The 18,289-nt window shown below is 49.5% G+C and carries 14 protein-coding genes; 2 read left to right on the plus strand and 12 right to left on the minus strand.

From position 1 onward, the window contains the following. Positions 1-27 precede the first annotated feature (27 nt). The 3 genes from cydB to IPL17_RS12625 all read right to left on the minus strand — a co-directional run bounded on the left by cydB (position 28) and on the right by IPL17_RS12625 (position 3,085). Positions 28-1,068: a cytochrome d ubiquinol oxidase subunit II gene (gene cydB / locus IPL17_RS12615; RefSeq protein ID WP_345307488.1), complete on the minus strand. Its 1,041-nt coding sequence runs from the start codon at positions 1,066-1,068 to the stop codon at positions 28-30. Beyond that, on the minus strand, positions 1,068-2,462 hold the full coding sequence (locus IPL17_RS12620) for a cytochrome ubiquinol oxidase subunit I (RefSeq protein ID WP_345307444.1): 1,395 nt from the start codon (positions 2,460-2,462) through the stop codon (positions 1,068-1,070). Before IPL17_RS12620 ends, cydB begins: the two co-directional genes overlap by 1 nt. 140 nt (positions 2,463-2,602) lie before the next feature. Next, positions 2,603-3,085, minus strand: coding sequence for an Rrf2 family transcriptional regulator (locus IPL17_RS12625; RefSeq protein ID WP_345307445.1), 483 nt, complete (start codon positions 3,083-3,085; stop codon positions 2,603-2,605). A 248-nt stretch (positions 3,086-3,333) separates the two neighbouring features. Between IPL17_RS12625 and lgt the strand changes: the two genes are divergently transcribed. Continuing rightward, positions 3,334-4,683: a prolipoprotein diacylglyceryl transferase gene (gene lgt, locus IPL17_RS12630; RefSeq protein WP_345307446.1), complete on the plus strand. Its 1,350-nt coding sequence runs from the start codon at positions 3,334-3,336 to the stop codon at positions 4,681-4,683. A gap of 54 nt (positions 4,684-4,737) precedes the next feature. Here the strand turns inward: lgt and IPL17_RS12635 are convergent, their stop codons facing one another. From IPL17_RS12635 to IPL17_RS12675, 9 genes are all read right to left on the minus strand, one after another. Beyond that, positions 4,738-5,922 carry a sulfotransferase gene (locus tag IPL17_RS12635; protein ID WP_345307447.1) on the minus strand — a complete coding sequence of 395 codons (1,185 nt, stop codon included), beginning with the start codon at positions 5,920-5,922 and terminating at the stop codon, positions 4,738-4,740. A gap of 211 nt (positions 5,923-6,133) precedes the next feature. Continuing rightward, a complete protein-coding gene (locus tag IPL17_RS12640; protein ID WP_345307448.1) occupies positions 6,134-7,981 on the minus strand; it encodes a glycoside hydrolase family 31 protein in 1,848 nt (615 codons plus the stop codon). Between the two features lie 60 nt (positions 7,982-8,041). Further along, positions 8,042-9,067, minus strand: coding sequence for a hypothetical protein (locus IPL17_RS12645; RefSeq protein WP_345307449.1), 1,026 nt, complete (start codon positions 9,065-9,067; stop codon positions 8,042-8,044). Then, positions 8,994-9,566, minus strand: coding sequence for a hypothetical protein (locus IPL17_RS12650; protein WP_345307450.1), 573 nt, complete (start codon positions 9,564-9,566; stop codon positions 8,994-8,996). Before IPL17_RS12650 ends, IPL17_RS12645 begins: the two co-directional genes overlap by 74 nt. 102 nt (positions 9,567-9,668) lie before the next feature. Next, a complete protein-coding gene (locus tag IPL17_RS12655; RefSeq protein WP_345307451.1) occupies positions 9,669-10,436 on the minus strand; it encodes an alpha/beta fold hydrolase in 768 nt (255 codons plus the stop codon). 3 nt (positions 10,437-10,439) lie between these two features. Continuing rightward, entirely contained in the window at positions 10,440-11,660 is a 1,221-nt protein-coding gene (locus IPL17_RS12660; protein ID WP_345307452.1) for a carbohydrate ABC transporter permease, read from the minus strand. Positions 11,661-11,674: 14 nt separating this feature from the next. Then, positions 11,675-13,351, minus strand: a complete 1,677-nt coding sequence (locus IPL17_RS12665) for a sugar ABC transporter permease (RefSeq protein WP_345307453.1) — start codon at positions 13,349-13,351, stop codon at positions 11,675-11,677. A 150-nt stretch (positions 13,352-13,501) separates the two neighbouring features. Further along, positions 13,502-14,896, minus strand: coding sequence for a sugar ABC transporter substrate-binding protein (locus IPL17_RS12670; protein WP_345307454.1), 1,395 nt, complete (start codon positions 14,894-14,896; stop codon positions 13,502-13,504). Between the two features lie 76 nt (positions 14,897-14,972). Continuing rightward, positions 14,973-15,986 carry a LacI family DNA-binding transcriptional regulator gene (locus IPL17_RS12675; RefSeq protein ID WP_345307455.1) on the minus strand — a complete coding sequence of 338 codons (1,014 nt, stop codon included), beginning with the start codon at positions 15,984-15,986 and terminating at the stop codon, positions 14,973-14,975. Positions 15,987-16,093: 107 nt separating this feature from the next. On the opposite strand from IPL17_RS12675, the gene IPL17_RS12680 reads away from it, so the two are divergent. Further along, positions 16,094-18,289: a TIM-barrel domain-containing protein gene (locus IPL17_RS12680; RefSeq protein WP_345307456.1), complete on the plus strand. Its 2,196-nt coding sequence runs from the start codon at positions 16,094-16,096 to the stop codon at positions 18,287-18,289.

An 18,289-nucleotide genomic window follows, 5' to 3' on the forward strand; every position in this document is an offset into this window, starting at 1 on the left:
AGTGAATTCACTCCGCCTTGCTTGTTTCTAGTAAACCAATGTTTTCTTGTCAGTGCTGATGCGTTTGCGGAACATGTAGTATGTCCAGCCTTGGTAGGCGAGTACGATCGGCACGAAGATCAAAGCCACGATGGACATGACCGTCAAGGTGTATTGTGATGACGAAGCATTGTAGATGGTCAGTGACCATTCAGGATTGGTGGTGGAGAGCATCACGTTCGGGAAGGTCATGGAGAAAAAGGTGACCTGGGTCAGGACGATGTTCAAAGCGACCATGATGAACGACCAGCCTTCCATCTTGCGATTGATGAAGTAACCTGCCAGTAATAGCACGGCTACCGCTCCGATCGGGACGATGCCAGGGTTGACCACACCGCGCGCCCAAAAACCTGCAACGTAGGTGAATACACCGAACAGAATATACAGGACAGTTGTCACAGCCCAAATCTTCTTGGCCGCTGCGTTGACACGGTTGCGCATTTCGCCTTCGAGTTTGAGACCGAGGAAATTTGCGCCGTGCAGAAGGAAGATCGCAACAGTTGTCACGCCGCCCAACAATCCGTAAGGATTGAGCAGTGTGAACAGATTGCCTGTGAACATCTTGTCAGCATTGATCGGAACACCGCGCGCCAGATTTGCGAAGGCAGCACCAAGCAGTAAGGCGGAGAGGAAGGAACCGATCGCGATCATCCAGTCAAAGCGATTGCGCCAGGCCGGGTTGGCATCTTTTGAACGATATTCAAAAGAGATACCGCGCAGGATCAGGCCGACCAGGAGCAGGAAGAGCGCCAGATAGAAACCACTGAACATGGTAGCGTACCATTCAGGGAAGGCTGCGAATGTTGCGCCGCCTGCGGTGAGCAGCCAGACTTCGTTGCCATCCCACACAGAGCCGATCGTGTTGATAATGGCGCGGCGCTCTTCATCTTTCTTGCCAAGGAAGGGCAGGAGCATTCCCACACCGAAGTCGAAACCTTCCAGGAAGAAGAAACCGATCCATAGGACTGCGATCAGGAATGAACCAAAGGATTTGTAAAAATTCGTAAGACATGTTTTATTCCTCGCGATTAATCTTGCGCGCCGACGCGTGCAGGAGCGACATCAACTGATTCGTGCATGGCGGCATCCGGCCCGGCGATGGCATATTTTCTCATCAGGTATACCATGGCAACAGCCAGTGAACCGTAGACAGCTGTGTAGCCGATCAGGGAAATGAGCAGGTCAACTGCGGTCAGGTTCGGGGAGACGGCATCCTGCACTTTGAGCAGGCCATAGACGATCCAGGGTTGACGTCCCATCTCGGTCAGGATCCAGCCGCTGGCGTTCGCAAGATACGGCAGGATCAGCATCGCGGGTACCCATTTCATCCACTTGGCTTTGGTGATGTCGCCGCGCGCATTCGACCATACAAAGAAGGCGGTCAGACCCATCATGACAAAGCCAAAGGCCATCATGATGCGGAAGGTCCAATAGGTGACGACCATGAGCGGAATATAATCGCCGGGACCATATTGCTGTTCATATTGAGCTTGCAGTTCGTTGACACCTTTGACTTCACAGGTGAAGTTGTTACAGGCAAGAAAACTCATCGCTCCGGGGATTCGAATCGACCAGATTTCCTTTTTGCCTGAAAGGTCACCAATGGTGAGCAGAGAGAAGGAAGCGGGTTGTTCCGTTTCCCAAATGGCTTCGAGAGCCGCTAATTTCATAGGCTGTACTTCGGCCATATATTGCCCCATGGTGTGACCACCAAGGAAGATCAGAACGCTGGCAACCAGACCAACGACTGCAGCCATTTGGAAGGAGAGTTTGAAAAAGGCTACATTTTGCTTGCGGATGATGTGATAAGCACTGACGGCCAGAATTAAGAAGGCCGCCATCGCCAGACCATCAGAGACGGTGTGCCAGAAGAAGATCCAGCCTTTGGGGTTGCCAATCAGGGCAAAGAAATTGACAAGTTCAAGGCGGCCTTTTTCAGCATTGAAAACGTAGGAAGCGGCGGGAGGAGCCTGCATAAAGCTGTTCGCTAACAGGATCCATAGGGCCGATAAATTGGAGCCGATCGCGGCCAGCCAGATCGATGCGAGATGCACTTTTTCGGATACGCGGCCTTCTCCAAAGATCCAGATTCCGAGAAAGGTTGATTCCATGAAGAAAGCGACCAAAGCCTCCACAGCCAGGGGGGCGCCGAAGATATCGCCCACGTAGCGGGAATACTCTGACCAGTTCATGCCGAATTGGAATTCCTGTACGATGCCTGTGACAACGCCAATGGCAAAGTTGATCAGGAACAATTTGCCCCAGAACTTCGACATTTTGCGCCAGTTTTCATCTTTGGTTTGATAATAGCGGGTCTGCATAAATGCCACAAACCAGCCCATTCCCAATGTCAATGGGACAAAAAGCCAGTGATAGATGGTGGTTAGTGCGAACTGCAATCGAGAAAGTGTTACTATGTCCATATGTTTGTTCTCCAAAAAAAATTATTGATTACTTGATTGTGGTGCGTTGTACAATGCAGATTGAATGTGATCGGTGTTATCTCCTTTCAATGTGGTTTATCCTCCAGATACTTTCTTTGGTTTTTTTTATTGGGTGGTTTTTATGAAACACTAACAGGAATGAGCTGTTCAATGGGGATTAGCATAGGTGATGCGGTCACATTGGCTTCTATCAGGTTGCCTTCCTCCACAAGCTGTGCAAAGGTGATGCTTGCCATTTCTTTTCGGAGTAGGTTCTTTAGCCGTATCCATTGACAGTGGACGGGGCAACGTGTATCAAACGGACATTCACCAGGCTTCAGGACACAATCTGATAGGTAGAGTTCGCCTTCAAATTGTTCCACAACCTGAAGCAGGGTAATCTGTCTTGGATCATGGGCAAGTGAGATACCGCCATCACGCCCGACCTGGGTGTTGATGAAACCACCATTTGCCAGCTCCGCAACGATTCTTTGGAGCAGTACGGGGGGGATTAGCATTTCACGCCCAATTTCGGAAGTGGGATAAAGCCTGTCCCTGTTCTTTTTGGATAGGGCAAGTACCACACGAACGGCGTAATCGGTTTGACGGTTGATTCGGAGCATAATGTTTTCCAATTATATGTTGACCACCGTGGTCAACGTTTACAGATATTGTAAGGATTTAGTTTGTTTTTTTGATGTGGCTTTCATCACTTTGTAAAATGACAAATGTCTTTTCTTTTATGGTATTGTGTGCGATATATATTACGATAATTGTCAGATTTCTTAAATTTTGCATGGGAATTTAGAAAAAAATCTTTATATTGTTTGGATGGTATAATCTTCGAAAAAATTTAATCACGAGGTAGTAAATGATAGATCCTGTAATTTTTGAATTCAATCTTTTGGGCTTGCCGATCATACTTCGCTGGTATGGTGTATTGGTAATGCTTGGAGCGGTTGTTGGTGCGCTCATCGCAGAGCGTGAGATAAAGCGGCGTGGCGAGAATGGTGAGAGCGTCTGGGATGCGCTTGTGTGGATCCTGCCCGCAGGCATCCTCGGAGCGCGATTATGGTATGTAGTGAATAATATTCTTGGCGGTAGTGATTATTACACCAGTGACCCCAGCAGGATATTCAAGGTTTGGGAAGGCGGTTTGCATTTCTTCGGAGGCTTGTTGTTCGGTGGGATCGCGCTTTACTATTACCTCAAGCAGGAAGGGATGGATATCTGGCTGTTCCTGGATGCGATCGCTCCTGCCGCCCTGATCGGGCAAGCCTTGGCACGCCCGGCAAATTTCATTAACCAAGAGCTATACGGTCAGCCAACGAAGTTACCCTGGGGTATTCCAATTGATAATGTCGGAAATCATCGTCTCCCGCAGTATTCGGACCTAACCCAATTTCCGGTTGAGACAACACGTTTTCACCCGACCTTTGCCTACGAAATGATCTTGAATATTCTTGCGGGTCTATTGTTGCTTTGGGTTGCGCGCCGATTTATCGAAAAGTTGAAGCCCGGCGCAATCTTCTCCGGCTGGCTCATTGCTGCGGGTCTCATCCGTGCGTTTATTGAATTCTTCCGCCCGGACCAGCCTCGTATCGGTGATTCGTTCATCTCCTATTCGATGCTTGTTTCATTCCTTATGGCGGTTGTCGGTGTGGTCATGCTGCTTATCCGTAACGGTAGATTGCAGCTTGGTTTTGCTGAGAATTGGGAAGAAGATTATCAGATTAAGTCAATTTCCAGACCATCACCTGCGCAGCGCGTAAAACCGCTTGTTAGAGATATTGCGAAGGTAGAACACAAAAAGCAGGGGGCTGTCCATGAAGATTTGACCATGGTCACTGCAGTAAAGCAGGAGATGGCAGAACCTGAAAATAAACAGGCTGTTGTTGGGGAGTCGGTTTTGGTCAAAGAAGAACCGATCGTGGCGCTCGAAGAAAATGCCGCAATGACGCATGGTACAGAAGAAGTTGTTGCTGCACCTGAAAAGAAAAAGCGTATTCAGAAGGAGCAAACACCTGCCAAAAAAGTACCAGCAAAGAAACATGCGGGAAGCGCAAAAATACCTGTCAAAAAGGCTCCCGTGAAGGCGAAGGCAAAAGAAAAAGCCTCTGTCAAGAAAGTTGCCAGCAAGAAGGCGACTGCAAAGAAACCTGCGGTAAAGGCAAAAACACCATCCAGACAGATTAATACAAATATCGAGAATTCGGAATAAAAAATTACAGTAAACAAATCAAAAGGAGCCTCACAATGAGGCTCCCTTTTGATTTTATATTTCTATTTTTACGGATTTATTAGTGATCGGCTCTCGTGTCTCAAAATTAAATCGCCTGAAAATTTCGGAATACATTTCAACGATTTGCCCGCGGGTGAATCCCATTTCTTCGTAAGAGTAGGAATGGTCACTGTTAAACGTCAGTGTTTCTTTTACGGCCTGATCAATGATGATAGGCAGGCCTGGTTTATCTGGATAGCCAAATTGTTCATAGAAGGCGCGAATGACATGTTCTGGACGCTGGATCAGATCGTCGTATTTCAGGATCAAGTGACGGGGTGAGGGATGCGTGTCCAAATATTTAAGCGGGTGACTGTACCAATGTTTTGTCATATCCACGATCTCGTCCAGGTAATGGAAGCCATCCACAGGATCTGTGAATTGCCGCCGCGCATAATTGATCCAAGACACAGTGGAAGGAAGCATATCCAACGGATTGCGGGCAAGATAGATAATGCGCGCCTCGGGGAAGAATTCCACCAGCGTTTCGATCTTCGCGCTGAAAGCTGGATTTTTCGCGACGTAATATTTCTTGCCGGTTGCATACATGTGGCGCTGTATCATGGATCTGTAGAATGTCATGATGCCGCGTTTGTGTTCGGGGCTGAGCGCTTCGTCGAAATGCTGATAATTTGGCATCTCATCCATAAAGGGGAAGAGGAATGTGACGAAGTAACCGTCCCAAATGTGCAGGTGAATATTCTCATCCTCTTCGGGCTGGAAGAAGGATATGGGATGGATCTTTATTTTGCCGAGCGTGGCATCGTCGAATTTATGAAGCAGACGATGGAAAATACCTTTTAAGTATTTTTTATCCAATCTTGCAAAGAATTGCGTGATCTTCTTTTGTGTGACGGATGGGGTCAGGTAAATATCCCAGGTGGTTAAGCTGGTAAAGGTTTGTGAGTCGCGGGAAAGCAGACGGTGCAGGAAGGTTGAACCGCTGCGCAGATTGCCGAGGATGAACAACGGCTTTTCGATGGGATGATCTTTATATGCGGGGAATAGAATGTCATCCAGCCAAAAGAAGAACCAGTGGATGAGTGAGCCAAGCGGCCAGACGATGTAGAAGAGCGCAAGGAAGATAATGCGTTTTTGTGTGAGGCGGGCAGTGGTGTTTTTTGCGTCGAAGAACGAGCGATAGAAAGTGCGCCAGAAAAGGTGGAAGTTATATTTCATTTACGGTTCTATGTTCCTTGCTTTTATGCTTACATATAAAAAGCCCGTTTGGGCTTCTTTTGATTATTCTATCACCAATTATTATTTTGATTATTGCTATTTTCATGCCTTTTCGGTTAATACTTTGTTTATTAATTGCCCTACGCAACGCAGATAATTAATCCAATTTTGTTGAAAATAGTTATATTATTTTCCGCTTTGTGAAGGCAGGTCACCCTTGCCCATGGTTATTGGCACGTTCAAAGAAAGCCAATGTCTCAAGCGGAGTTGGATAACCTGTAATTTTCATCGGCCCGCGAAAGACCCGTTTCGTCCAGTGATCCTGCCAATCACCGGGCGGGATCACAATATCACGCTGACGCATTTCGGGATATAGAACAGGTGCAACAAGAATATTATTTCCGAGCAAAAATTCATCATCACAAGTTAATGTTTCCTCGTTGTTTGCATCCAGCCAGAAAACAGGACGAATGATCGGTGTGCCCGTTTGAGTTGATTCTTTGGCAAGCGCTATGATGAGCGGGGCATATTCTCTATGTAAATTTGCGTAGCGGCGGCAAAGCTCTGCGCTTTCTTCACCATATTCCCATGGAGCAAGGCTGAACTGAATTGAAGGCAGCAGCGTGTTCAACTGCGTCCAGCGGATCATCAATTCTGCGCTCGCTTTTTCATCGTACTCATTGCCTCCGACCATGTCAGGCAGAACAAATGGATAGCCTGCCATCCCAAGCGCAAGGATTCCAGTCAACACGGAATGCAAACCATTATCCAAACCCCACGAGGTGGTCTTGTCCCATTGACGGAAAAAGATCGGCGCGTGTTGATTCTTCCAACCCGACCGTACCTCCGTGAGACGATAGTGTTTTGAGACGGCATTCACATAAAGGTGCGTGTATTCATTGGGGTGGATTTTAGTTTGTGTGACCGCATCAGGTGGGAAGAAGCAGGCTTCTCCTGCGTCGAATTTGAAGCCATCGAGTCCAGTCTCAACCTGAAGCTTGGCCAGCCTTTCGAAAAACCACCCCAACGCTGACGAATTCGTCACATCCAGCAATCCGCCGCGTCCCTGCCACCAGTCGACGAGATAGGGAGAACCGTCTAGGTGTTTCACAAGCCATCCATTTTTCACACCATCTGTAAAGGCTTGTGACTCAGGATCTAAAAACGGAATCACCCAGGCTGTTACTTTGAAGCCTTTGGCATGTAACTCATCGATCATTTGTTTGGGATTTGGGAATCGCTTTGGGTCGAATCCGAGATCGCCATAATAAACCTGCCAGCGGTCATCGATCTCAAGTATGTTGAATGGATACTCATTCTTGATGATGTCATCAGCGTATTGTAAAACGACATCCTGATCGATGGCGGTTTTGTAACGCGCCCAGGTTGTCCATGTTGGTTTTTCAAAAAGACTATCGGGCGGAGTCTCTATTGGATGCCCAAAATGTCCCACAAGTTTTTCGTATGCTTTGATCGCATTCTCTGAAAAGGAGAATTTCAGGTCCAGAGCATTGCCTTTGAATGTGAACAAACCATCGCCGACTTTATTCTTATTTAGGAATGGTCGATCAGAGAATGCCCCGCGACCATCTGTCGCAAAACTCCATTTGAAGTGCGGATAATCTGCGGGTGGTTGGTTGATTCCAACTTCAATGGGGGAGTCTGCGATGATAAGTGCACCGTTGGAGGAAAACCACGCGGGAGTCATCACTCCGCTTAAGCCGGTCGGGCCATTATCAAAGGTCTGCATGGATGCACTTTGCAGCATGATCTTGTTTAGCGGCCATTGCTGGTTGATGAGTTCGCCATGCCCATACCAGTGACCAGGCATCTCGATGGTAAGTTCAACGATGGACTCTGCCGGGGATGTGGTTAATGTCCATTGGTCAGCAACCAGCTGCATGTTAAGAGTGAAACGTGAGAATTCCGCAGTGACTGATGATTCGTCTGTGCGGAGATCCTGCACGGGCGATGCTGAATGCCGCACGGTCATCAATAGGATATTGTTTTGTTTGAAGGAAATGGAGAAGGGCGAGTGGGTGGTTTCGAGTTGGATCATTTGACGATGGATGATAGACGATGGACGATATGGTCAATCGTCCATCGTCCGTGGTCTGATTTACCGCTTGAATTTCTTGCCAGTGGCGAGTTCGATGCTCTTATATGCGCCGTCGTAAATGCCGATGCTCTTGTTCTTGACGATGCAATCGCAGAACATGGCGAGCAGGTCATCGGCTTCGGTGAGCAGGTCGATGGCTTGCAGGGTTTGCGGGATGGTGCGGGTTTCGACAGTGCTGTCGCCGATCTCTGCGCCGCGGATCGCGCCCCACATTTCATGTCCGCCGACGCGGGCGTTGAAGATTTTTGGGACGGGATAGAAGGCGAGTTCGCTGGGTTTAGTGATCATCACATCCATGACACGCATGAGATAGTTGGTGGCATAGACCGCGTGGAAGGTGTTGTCATGCAGGAAGATGTGCAGACCATGCGCGGGCTTCTTGCGGATGCTGTCTGTGAATTCTTTGGTATCTTCCCAGGTGAAGTGCGTGTTGATCAGTTCTTTGTGCTGGGCGAGTTGTTCCTGCAACCAAACCCAGTTGTCTTTGTGATCGCCGAGATTGATAAAGAGCGCGATCTGATCTTTCTCGATCATCGGGATGGCGTGCTCGATGATGGCTTTGAAGAGTTCGCGCTGTGCGCCCGCTCCGCCCATGGTGACGAGGAAGCGGCGCGGTTCTTTTGCGTTCATACGGCTGATACGGTCGGCGCAATCAACTTCAATATTTTCAACAAGTTCATGGTCAACGTGATGACCCGTGAAGAACAGGGCGTTGGCTGGCGTAGGCTTGAGGACTTTGCCCTTGTCGTCAAATCCGCGCATGGCACGGAAGCCATAATAGCCTGACGGAGATTGAACCGCGTGCTTCGCGCCTTCGGTGAGTTGGAAAGCCATCGGCCAGTTGTCGAACATCATGTCAACCACATTGGTCATGCCGCCAGCGACAGCGCCCATCGCTGTCCACATGTGCGAGGTGAGAGTGGGCATATCAGACGGGAGCGCGCCGTAAAGATTATTGAACAACTCGCTCATCTTGTAATCTTTGACTTCGGTCTTGAGGAAGCGCCACGGCCAGGTGCTGGTCATGTAATTGAAGAGCGCATCCAACCCCGGGAGAGTTGGGTTCGCCCGTGGTGAGAGATTCCCACACGTATTTATCGAACCACGGATAACGCTGTGAGATGCGCGAATATTTGCTGTAATTGGTATTGCACCAGTTGATCACATCCGTGCTGATGCCGGGGATGCCGAGCAGGTCAAGCCAGTACGGCGTGAAGCCCATCGCCTTCGCGGCAGAGACGCCCGCCATGGCGATGCGATAATGACCGAATCCCATGCGGATGGTGCTGACGATGACACCGTTCTTTTTATCAAGCGGTGCGCCTTTCCCATCGCGGACGATGTTCTTGAGGCCAAAGATACCTGAATCGTAGGGATGGTCTTCGACGGTTAGATTGAATTTTTCGTTGGGATCGTAATTGAATTTCTTCGCCAGCATGGCCTTCCACTGATCTGCTGCGCGGGTCTGGCGTTCTGAAATGGGGTTGCCATATACCTCGTATCGGCCGTCTTTCTTCTGTAACATGATTCGCTTTCTCCTTGAAATAAAAATTATTGCGAGACCCCAAAGGCTTGCCTTTAGGGTCTGAATTTGGCGCTGATTATATACTCCTATTCACTCAATGCGTTATCCAGCCTTTAATATTTTTTCTACAAATCTCAGTGACAGGTCGGTGACAGCATCCAACTCAACATCGATCAAAATGGGATGCGTCGATTCTTCCATCCAGTGATGTTCCTTGATCGCTGAGCTGACACCTTGCAAGATCATCTCGCCGGCAACCGGGTCAACCGTCGTGTCCTTGCGTCCCTGAAAAATGATGATCGGCTGTTTGATCTGAGGCAGGACTTTTTTGACAGCATCCTGAAACCGCAGTAATTGAACGATGCCCTTCGTCGGCAGTTCCGGATGATAGCCCTGCCATTTATCCGAAGCATCCATCGACTCGCGTTTGGCAAACGGCATGAACAACGAACCAAGATACAGCTTGATCCGATCTGCTGTAGAGATATTTAATTTGATCGCAGGCGCGTACAACATCACACCGCGCACTTCAGCATGCCGGCTTGCCAGATACAAGGCAACCAGTCCGCCCATCGATTCGCCGCCAAGGATGACATGCTCACAGCGAGACTTCAACTGCCCGTAGACTTTTTCTCCGCTCTCGACCCAATCCTGCCAGCGGACGCGGTTCAGATCTTCGGGACGACTGCCATGCCCTGCCAGCAGGGGACCGCCTACGCTGAATCCTTTTTCGTGCAAACGCTTCGCGAATAGACGCACTTCCGCAGTGGTGGCAGTGTATCCGTGTGAAAGGAAAACTCCCACAGGCCCCGCCTCCCAAAAGAAAGACTGACCTTCAAGCTGCGGGTTATAAAGTACATACTCCGGCATTGATTATCCTTTGACGCCGCTGCTCGCCACGCTTTCTACAAAGAAACGCTGGCCGAGAATGAAAACGATCAACGGCGGAATGATGGCAATGGCTGCGCCTGCCAGAATTAGATTGGGGGTGTCAGATGCCCGTCCGCGCAAAACATTGAGCGCAAGAGTCAACACGTGATTCTTTTCATTGCCCACGTTGATGATGACCAGCGGCCAGATGAAAGAATTCCACGCGTACAGGAATGTGAATGTGGCTTGTGTCGCTAAAGCAGGCACACTGGCAGGGATCAAAATTTGGGTAAGGATCTGCAAGCGTGATGCGCCATCCAGTAATGCTGCTTCTTCAATTTCCTTGGGGAAGGTGATGAAGTGCTGGCGCATCAGGAATGTCCCGTACGCTGTGAATATCCACGGGATGACCAGCGCAGCGAGGCGGTCGGTCCAGCCGATGACCACCATCAGTTGATACAACGGAACAATGAGCATCACGAACGGGATCATGATCGTGCCGAGATAGAATACGAAGACCGTGTCGCGTCCGGGGAACTTCAAGCGCGCAAAAGCATATCCGCCAACGACCGAGGTCAACAATTGTCCGACCACAACAAGAATGGTTACCAGCGCGGTATTGGTCAGTGCGCGAGCCATATTATTAAGCTCGACAACTTCCTTGTAGTTTTCAGGATGCCAGCCGATCGATTCCACAGGTGTGCTTAAGCGCACATTTTGTGTAACTTTATTCTCAGGGTTTTTCGGATCAATGAATTCACCGACGGTGGTTTGGCTGACGAGGATCATGGGGACGATCTGCCCGTCAACATCTACATCGAACAGTTTTTCCTGTTTTCCGTTCACATCCACTTTTTGCTGGTTCGTCGCTCCGCCGGTCGGTTTCACCTCTGTGAGAAAACGCTCAACAGTTGCCGTGAGATTGTCAGCCGGGGCGTAAGTCCCAATTTTGATATTGCTTTTTGCCAGCGCGTATTGCTTTTCTTCTCCATCGATCTCCACATAATAAAGTGGAAGCGGTTCATCGTAGCCAGCGACCACGATGGTCTCAGGATTGCGAGGAAGCATGCGCGGTGGATAGCGGAATGTGTCAGCAGGGATCTTGAAGGATGTGGCCAGCATGTACGCGAACGGGAAGATCATCACCAGCGCAAAAAAGGTGAGCACAAAATAAGTAAAGAACTTGTTTAGAAATTGAAGAAAGCGATAGGATTGGATTTTCATGAGTTTGCTCCTGTTTAGCTTTCGTAAATACTGGATTTGCGCTGACGTTGGAACTGGATCAGTGTCAGTCCGAAGATAACGATGAACAAGACCCACGCGATGGCAGAGGCGTAGCCTTGCTGGAAATTCTGGAAACCGCTGCGGTAAAGATAGAGTACCAGCGTAATGGTGGAGTTGTTCGGTCCTTCGGCTGGATTCATCAAAATGAATACTTGTTCAAAGACCTGCATGGCCTGAATGGTGGTGGTGGATACGACATAAAAAGTCGTTGGTGCCAGCATGGGCAGGGTGATGCTCCAGAATTTATCCCATGCGCCTGCGCCGTCCACAGTGGCGGCTTCGTACAATTCACCTGGGATATTCTGCAGTCCCGCCAGAAAGAGTACCGTATTAAAGCCCATGGTTTGCCAGGCGGCGATCAAGACGATCGCCAGCAGGGCGGTCTTTTCATCTGAGACCCACTGGATCTTCGGGTCAACGACGGCGAGATTAAAGAGGTTATTCCAAAATTCGATACCGAGCGTTATGAAATAATTTATATATCCCACGGTGGCGTTGTACAACCACTGCCAGACAAGAGAGATGCCCACGACTGCGGCGATACTGGGCATGAAATAAATTGCGCGATAGAACTTCATGCCAGGGAGTTTGCTGTTTAAGACATTTGACAATACCAAAGCCGGGATCACGCTCAAAGGAACAGCGAGCAGAACAAAAGATAGTGTGTTGCGCAGCGCGAGCCAGAAAAATTTGTCGGCGGCGGCAAATAATATCCCGCTGTTTCCAAAGATAAAGCGTCCAACTTCATCGTAGATCTTAATATCCACTACTTCCCGCGCGAGTTGATCGGGAGATGTCAACATTGCAAAACGGACATTGAGGATCTTTGCGTAATTTGCGAAGCCGACCCAGTTGGGTGTGTTGAACGCATCTGAATCGGTGAATGAAAAATAAAACGAAAGCACCAGCGGGCCGGCAAAGAAGATAAGAAAACCAAGCAGGTTTGGAGAAAGAAAAAGCCAGCCATTTAAGATCTGTTCATGGTTGGTCTTGACATGCAACGCCTGCGCGGTTGCGGGTCTCCCGATCGCCCAGAGGGAAAAACCGAAAATTGCGATACCGATGACGCTTGCGATCCCTGCGGGCTGCGCAAGTTTCCCCAGGAAATAAAGGATCCCATTGATTGCGCCAACTTGAAGCAGGAAGAGAGCAAAGCCGCCAAGCATGACCCAGCGACTCGCGATTTTTAAACTGGTCTCAGAATTTTGCTGTTTTTGGGGAAAATATTCATCCAACACCCCGAGAAAATAGCCAACGATTACGATCCCCATGTATGGAAGCCCGCTTGAGAAGGTCTCGCCCAGAGCATCAATACCGATAAAGACTTCACCGGTGTTCATGGCCAGCACGACACAAGCCACAAAGCCAAGATAATCTATAACGAGCGAGATCATTCTCCCGCTATGGTTGCGGCGGGAAATTTGAACAACACCAACTCCGCTGAATATCGAAGCTGTGATCAATACGGCAGTCATTAGGATCTTTTGCCAGAGGGGGGCTTCTGGTAACCAGGTCCCAGTCCATAAACTGATTGCGCTTCCTGCTGAGAGCAGGGAAAATAATCCGCGCCAGAGCATACTGATTCGCAGGAGCAACTCTGTTCTGGTATCCGTTTGCAAATGAGTGGTCATGTTCACCTCTTTTATGGGTTGAAGCAGCGGGCCAATAACAAGATTGAATAAATAAAAAAATACAGTTGGTTTTTTCTTAATGCCCCAGAGAGGCTATTAAGAAGTGAGGGACAGACAAAATTTTGTCTGTCCCTCTTTTTTACAGGGAAATTATTTGGTAAAGACTTTGTTGGCTTCGTCGCAAATGGTTGTGCCGAAGGCTTCAACCGTGGTTGCGCCAGTCAACACGCCCTGGATGGCCGGGCCCATGATCTTGTCATATTCAGGCCATGAACCAGCCCACAGCGGGCCTTCAGCGGTCGGGTTTGCATCGGCTGCAATTCCGTTCAGGAAGGCTTGATTGTTAGCAGGAGGGGTGAAGGTGAGGAAGGCATCGAGAGCTTCCTGGCTTACACGGCTGGGGATGTTAGCGCCAAGAGCGGAGATCTTGCCTTGGGTCTGAGCGGTGGTGAGCGCTTGAGCGAGAGCCCAGGCTTCTTCAGGATGTTCGGTATTGGCGTTGATCACATAAGCGCCCCAGAACAGCCAGTTACCGGCTGAGCCGCTTGGGCCGGCAGGAAGTTCAACGACATCCCATTCGAAGTCCACAGTGCGGACGCCGGGGGTAGCCCAACGGCCATTCTGGAACATGGCAACTTTACCAGCACGGAAGGTCGGTTCAGGATCTTCGCCGTAGGGAGTGGCGACATCATAATCCTGATAGAGTGAGCGTTGGAAATCGAGACCCGCGAGGGACTCTTCGGTATTGAGGGCGCAAGCAGAGCGATCTTCAGTGAAGAAACCGCCGCCTGAGGCATTCAACCAAACGCCGTAAGGACCCCACCAGGCACTGGCGCCGTAGCCATAGACATCAGAGCCGAGGGCGCGTGTCTTCTGGGCAACATCGAGGAAGGCATCCCAGGTCCATTCGCCATTGGCGGCGAGTTCACGAGGATCGGGTGCGCCGGCTTCGTTGATCAAGTCCATGTTCAGGTACAAAGCGAAGGTGGACACATCGCGCGGGAGACCCCACATAGCGCCAGAGTCAGCGCCGGAAGCGCCGGTCTCAGGATTGTAGGTCAGGTGGAACATCGGGCCAGCATAGAAATCATCAACGCTGAAGCCATCGGTTGCGGAGGCAAGGTCGGCGGCATTCAGGATCAAACCGCGGGTTGCGAAATCAGCAACATCGGTTCCGGGGATCCAGAACACATCGGGAGCGGTGCCGGCTGCAATTTCAGCCTTCAACTGATCTTGATAATTTGCGCCTTCGGAACCACCGGGTTCGTAGGTGAGGGTAATGCCATCGAGTTCTGCATCCAGGTCAGTGCTGATCTGGCTATAGACATCAATTTCTTCCTGATTGTCAGGGCGGGTGCGCCAGCGGACTTCTACATCAGCGGCAACAGGGGCTTCAGTTACGGCAGGGGCTTCGGTTGCGACGGCAGGGGCTTCAGTCGCGGCAGCGGGAGCTTCAGTTGCTGCGGCTCCACCGCCACAGGCTGCTAAAGCAAAAGAGGCAATCACCAAAAGGCTCATTACCTTAAAAATTAAATTCTTCTTCATGTATTCTTCTCCTTAGAAAATATTTATACGATAGGTTGAAAAAGTGATCTATTCATGTGTGGCGTACTATCCCTGATCAATCACCTCCTTTTTCTGAAGTGGATCGTCGTGCAACCAGCTGTGCTGATAATTTCAATTCGCGCACGGTTGGGTTTTTCTTTTGAATAATGTCGATCAGCATGCGCGTGGCTTCCTGACCGATGCGGGGGATATCCTGCTGCATGGTGGTCAGCGGTGGATCAAAATAGGAGGACAAGGGCATATCATCTACGCCGATGACGGCCAATTGCGATGGGATCTTAATATCCGCATCCCGCGCGGCGCGCAGAATACCCATTGCCATGCGGTCATTCTGGGCGAACACTGCGGTTGGAACCCGACCCTGTTCAATAAAGGATTGAAGCGCGGTCTGTCCTGAAGTGGCCGACCAATCTCCTTCGATCACCATGGTTTCATCAAAAGGAATGCCTGCTTCCATCAAGGCGCGGCGATATCCTTCGGTGCGGTCACGGGAACAATCTTCTTCCATCGGACCGGTCACAAGCGCGATCTGTGTGTGCCCCAGTGAGACCAAATGATGAGTGGCGTCATACGCAACCTTTTCATCATCCAGTGAAACCGAGCAGATGTCTTTTTCATGCGCGCTTGCCCCAACAAAAACCAGCGGGAAATCTTTGGGAATAAATTCAAAGCGTTCGTCTGCGTAGGGATTGATCACGATCAATCCATCCACACGGCGATGTCCGACCAGTTCGTCCACCAGGGCGCGGAACGACTCCGGGTCGGAAGCAGAAGATGATAGTAAAAAATAATCGTGTTTGCGGGCTTCCACTTCGGCGCCTTCGATCACGCTGGCAAAAGTGAAGTCTGTTAAGTTCGGGGAGATACATGCCAGGGTGCGGGTCTGACCGCGTGCCATCGAACGGGCGATGGCATTGGGGCGGTATCCCATCTGCTCGATGGCAGCCTCAACCAAAGCGCGGGTTTCTGGCAAAACATCGTCCTTCCCATTGATCACGCGTGAAACGGTCTGGTGAGAGACACCGGCTTTTCGAGCCACATCACGAATGGTTGGGCGGGGATTGGGCATTTTTAGAGGGGTTTGGTATAATGTTACCGTTCACGTGAACGGTAACATTAGTTTACAAGATTGATAACTCTTTGTCAATAGGCAATTTTGAAGATTTGGATGGCATCATGTTCAATATTCAAGTAATTCAGCAAAAGATCCAGGTCTCCACTCCAACCTACAAATGGGAGTGGGACGCAGAGACAGATCTGTTCCAATTATTTGACTCGCAAAACAGGCTCATCTCGCGCGCACACCACCAACCTCTTATTGTTACAACAAAGGACAGGGCGGAATATTCCCGCTCAAACCGTTCTTTCGAGATCCAGGATGACCGCGTCGTGATCTCTTATCTGCTCGATAAAAGCGCATCGCGACTCACCGTGAGCTGGCTCTTCAAAACAGACTTTATCTCCCTTGAACAGTTCCAGTACGAATCATCTGAAGCGCAAGATATTGTCCAAATCATATATTTCCCCGAAGTTACTGGTGACTCCTATAAGCCATCCATGTACAGTCATTATGCAGTTGTGCCCGGGCTTTGTATGAGCTCCAGCATCAGTCCCATCATAGATCTGCACTCCAGGTTATCTGTTACAACGGTCCTCGGTTCCGGCGCCATGCGCGGACCTGGACTCACACAGCAATGGGGTTTGCCCGCGCATTACTTCTGCACATTTAACACCTCGGATCAATGGAATGCCATTGGCGCGAAGGCGCTCCAATCGGGCGCGGCATGTTGGGGACTCGCCGAATTACCGCAAGGCGATTTCCGTTTGGAGATTCGTGAGATTGGCATCAGCCCTATTTTGAATCTCCGCAGTGACATTTGGAAGCACAAGCCAAATAAACTTGGCTTTTCGTTTTTGATCGCGTTCGGCGAGAATTATCATGAAGCCATTCGCAGTTATTACAAAATTCTTCAGCGTGAAAAAATCATTGCACCAAAAAATATTTCTCAAAAGAAAAAAGATGTGATGCTCTCGCCGCAATACAATACCTGGGGAGTTGAATCATCCACGGCGCTGAAGCCTGAAGAATTAACAGAAGAGATCGTCAAAGATATTTTTGATAAATTTCAACGATCGGGCATGAAGGCCCGCACCTTTGTCATTGACGATAAATGGGAAGGTCAGTATGGCGAACTAAAACATGATGAGATTCGTTTTCCTGAATTCGAATCTCTTCTTGAAGGGTTCCGCAAGCAGGGCTTTTATATTGGCTTGTGGGCTGCCTTCCTGCGCTGTCAGGACCCGTCTGCTTTGGGATTAGACGAATCGAATCTACTCCACACCCCCGATGGCCAACCCGTATGGCTTGCCCATCAAACCTCACGCTACGGAATATTTGATGTCACCCAACCGATCGTACAAAAAGTATTAAGCGAACGCGCCAGGCAATTCATCCGCCGCTACAAACCCGACCTGATCAAATTTGACTTTGGGTATGAACTGCCATCATTGGATATCGCCGCCCCGGCAGACATGAATTGGGCGGGGGAACGCCTGCTCCAAAAAGGTTTGGAAGTTGTTGTCGGTGCAATGAAAGCGGAAAACCCTGACCTTGTCATTATGTATTATGGTCTCTCCCCATTACTGATCGATCATTATGATCTGCACAGCCCCGATGACCTGGTTTACTGTATTGGGGATTACGATCTTGAAACCAACCGCCGTATCTTTTTTAGCAGTTTGTGCGGTGAATTGGGCATGCCCACCTACAGCTCTTCTGGTTACGATTGGGAATCCGCAATGGACATCTGGTTCGACTCTGCGCCATCGGGCACGCTTGGCTCGCTGCATTGCTTTGACGGTGATGAAAACGGTGATGGTCCTACAGATAAGATCATCGCAAAATTCAACGGGCTTTCTGCCATCCTGCGCAAACAGGCAGTCTTTCATACATACCCAGTTGATGTAAAATGGCAGGGCGGTTTACGTGCGGGCTTCTCTCCATCCTGGGAACGCATCGAAGATGACAAAACCGTTCTCATCGCTTTGCGAACCCACCTTTTTGACGGCAAGCCCGCGATAAAAACTTATAAAGATATTCTTGATACCAACATCATGCTGGTCGTCGCTTCCATGACCGCGGCTGGCATTGCCGAAGCGCAACATCTCGGCATCGTCCCTTTCGGAGATGGGAACTGCACGATCAAACATACTTCTCTTCATCAAACAGCGACCATCATCGAACATTACTTCAGTGGACATCAACTTGAAACACAAATCACCTGCTCAAACAATTGTATAAAACTTGCGCTTCAACAAACACGAAACACCCAGATCCTTGAATGGGTCGAGATCATTTTCGAAAAGGAATAA

This window comes from Candidatus Villigracilis saccharophilus (assembly GCF_016711665.1).

Bases quoted from the DNA above. Each gene is read 5' to 3' on its own strand.
- IPL17_RS12635 (WP_345307447.1), bottom strand. From the start codon at position 5,922: ATGAAATATAACTTCCACCTTTTCTGGCGCACTTTCTATCGCTCGTTC.
- IPL17_RS12675 (WP_345307455.1), bottom strand. From the start codon at position 15,986: ATGCCCAATCCCCGCCCAACCATTCGTGATGTGGCTCGAAAAGCCGGT.
- IPL17_RS12655 (WP_345307451.1), bottom strand. From the start codon at position 10,436: ATGCCGGAGTATGTACTTTATAACCCGCAGCTTGAAGGTCAGTCTTTC.
- lgt (WP_345307446.1), top strand. From the start codon at position 3,334: ATGATAGATCCTGTAATTTTTGAATTCAATCTTTTGGGCTTGCCGATC.
- IPL17_RS12645 (WP_345307449.1), bottom strand. From the start codon at position 9,067: ATGACCAGCACCTGGCCGTGGCGCTTCCTCAAGACCGAAGTCAAAGAT.
- IPL17_RS12640 (WP_345307448.1), bottom strand. From the start codon at position 7,981: ATGATCCAACTCGAAACCACCCACTCGCCCTTCTCCATTTCCTTCAAA.
- IPL17_RS12620 (WP_345307444.1), bottom strand. From the start codon at position 2,462: ATGGACATAGTAACACTTTCTCGATTGCAGTTCGCACTAACCACCATC.
- IPL17_RS12680 (WP_345307456.1), top strand. From the start codon at position 16,094: ATGTTCAATATTCAAGTAATTCAGCAAAAGATCCAGGTCTCCACTCCA.
- IPL17_RS12670 (WP_345307454.1), bottom strand. From the start codon at position 14,896: ATGAAGAAGAATTTAATTTTTAAGGTAATGAGCCTTTTGGTGATTGCC.
- IPL17_RS12660 (WP_345307452.1), bottom strand. From the start codon at position 11,660: ATGAAAATCCAATCCTATCGCTTTCTTCAATTTCTAAACAAGTTCTTT.
- IPL17_RS12650 (WP_345307450.1), bottom strand. From the start codon at position 9,566: ATGTTACAGAAGAAAGACGGCCGATACGAGGTATATGGCAACCCCATT.
- IPL17_RS12665 (WP_345307453.1), bottom strand. From the start codon at position 13,351: ATGACCACTCATTTGCAAACGGATACCAGAACAGAGTTGCTCCTGCGA.
- IPL17_RS12625 (WP_345307445.1), bottom strand. From the start codon at position 3,085: ATGCTCCGAATCAACCGTCAAACCGATTACGCCGTTCGTGTGGTACTT.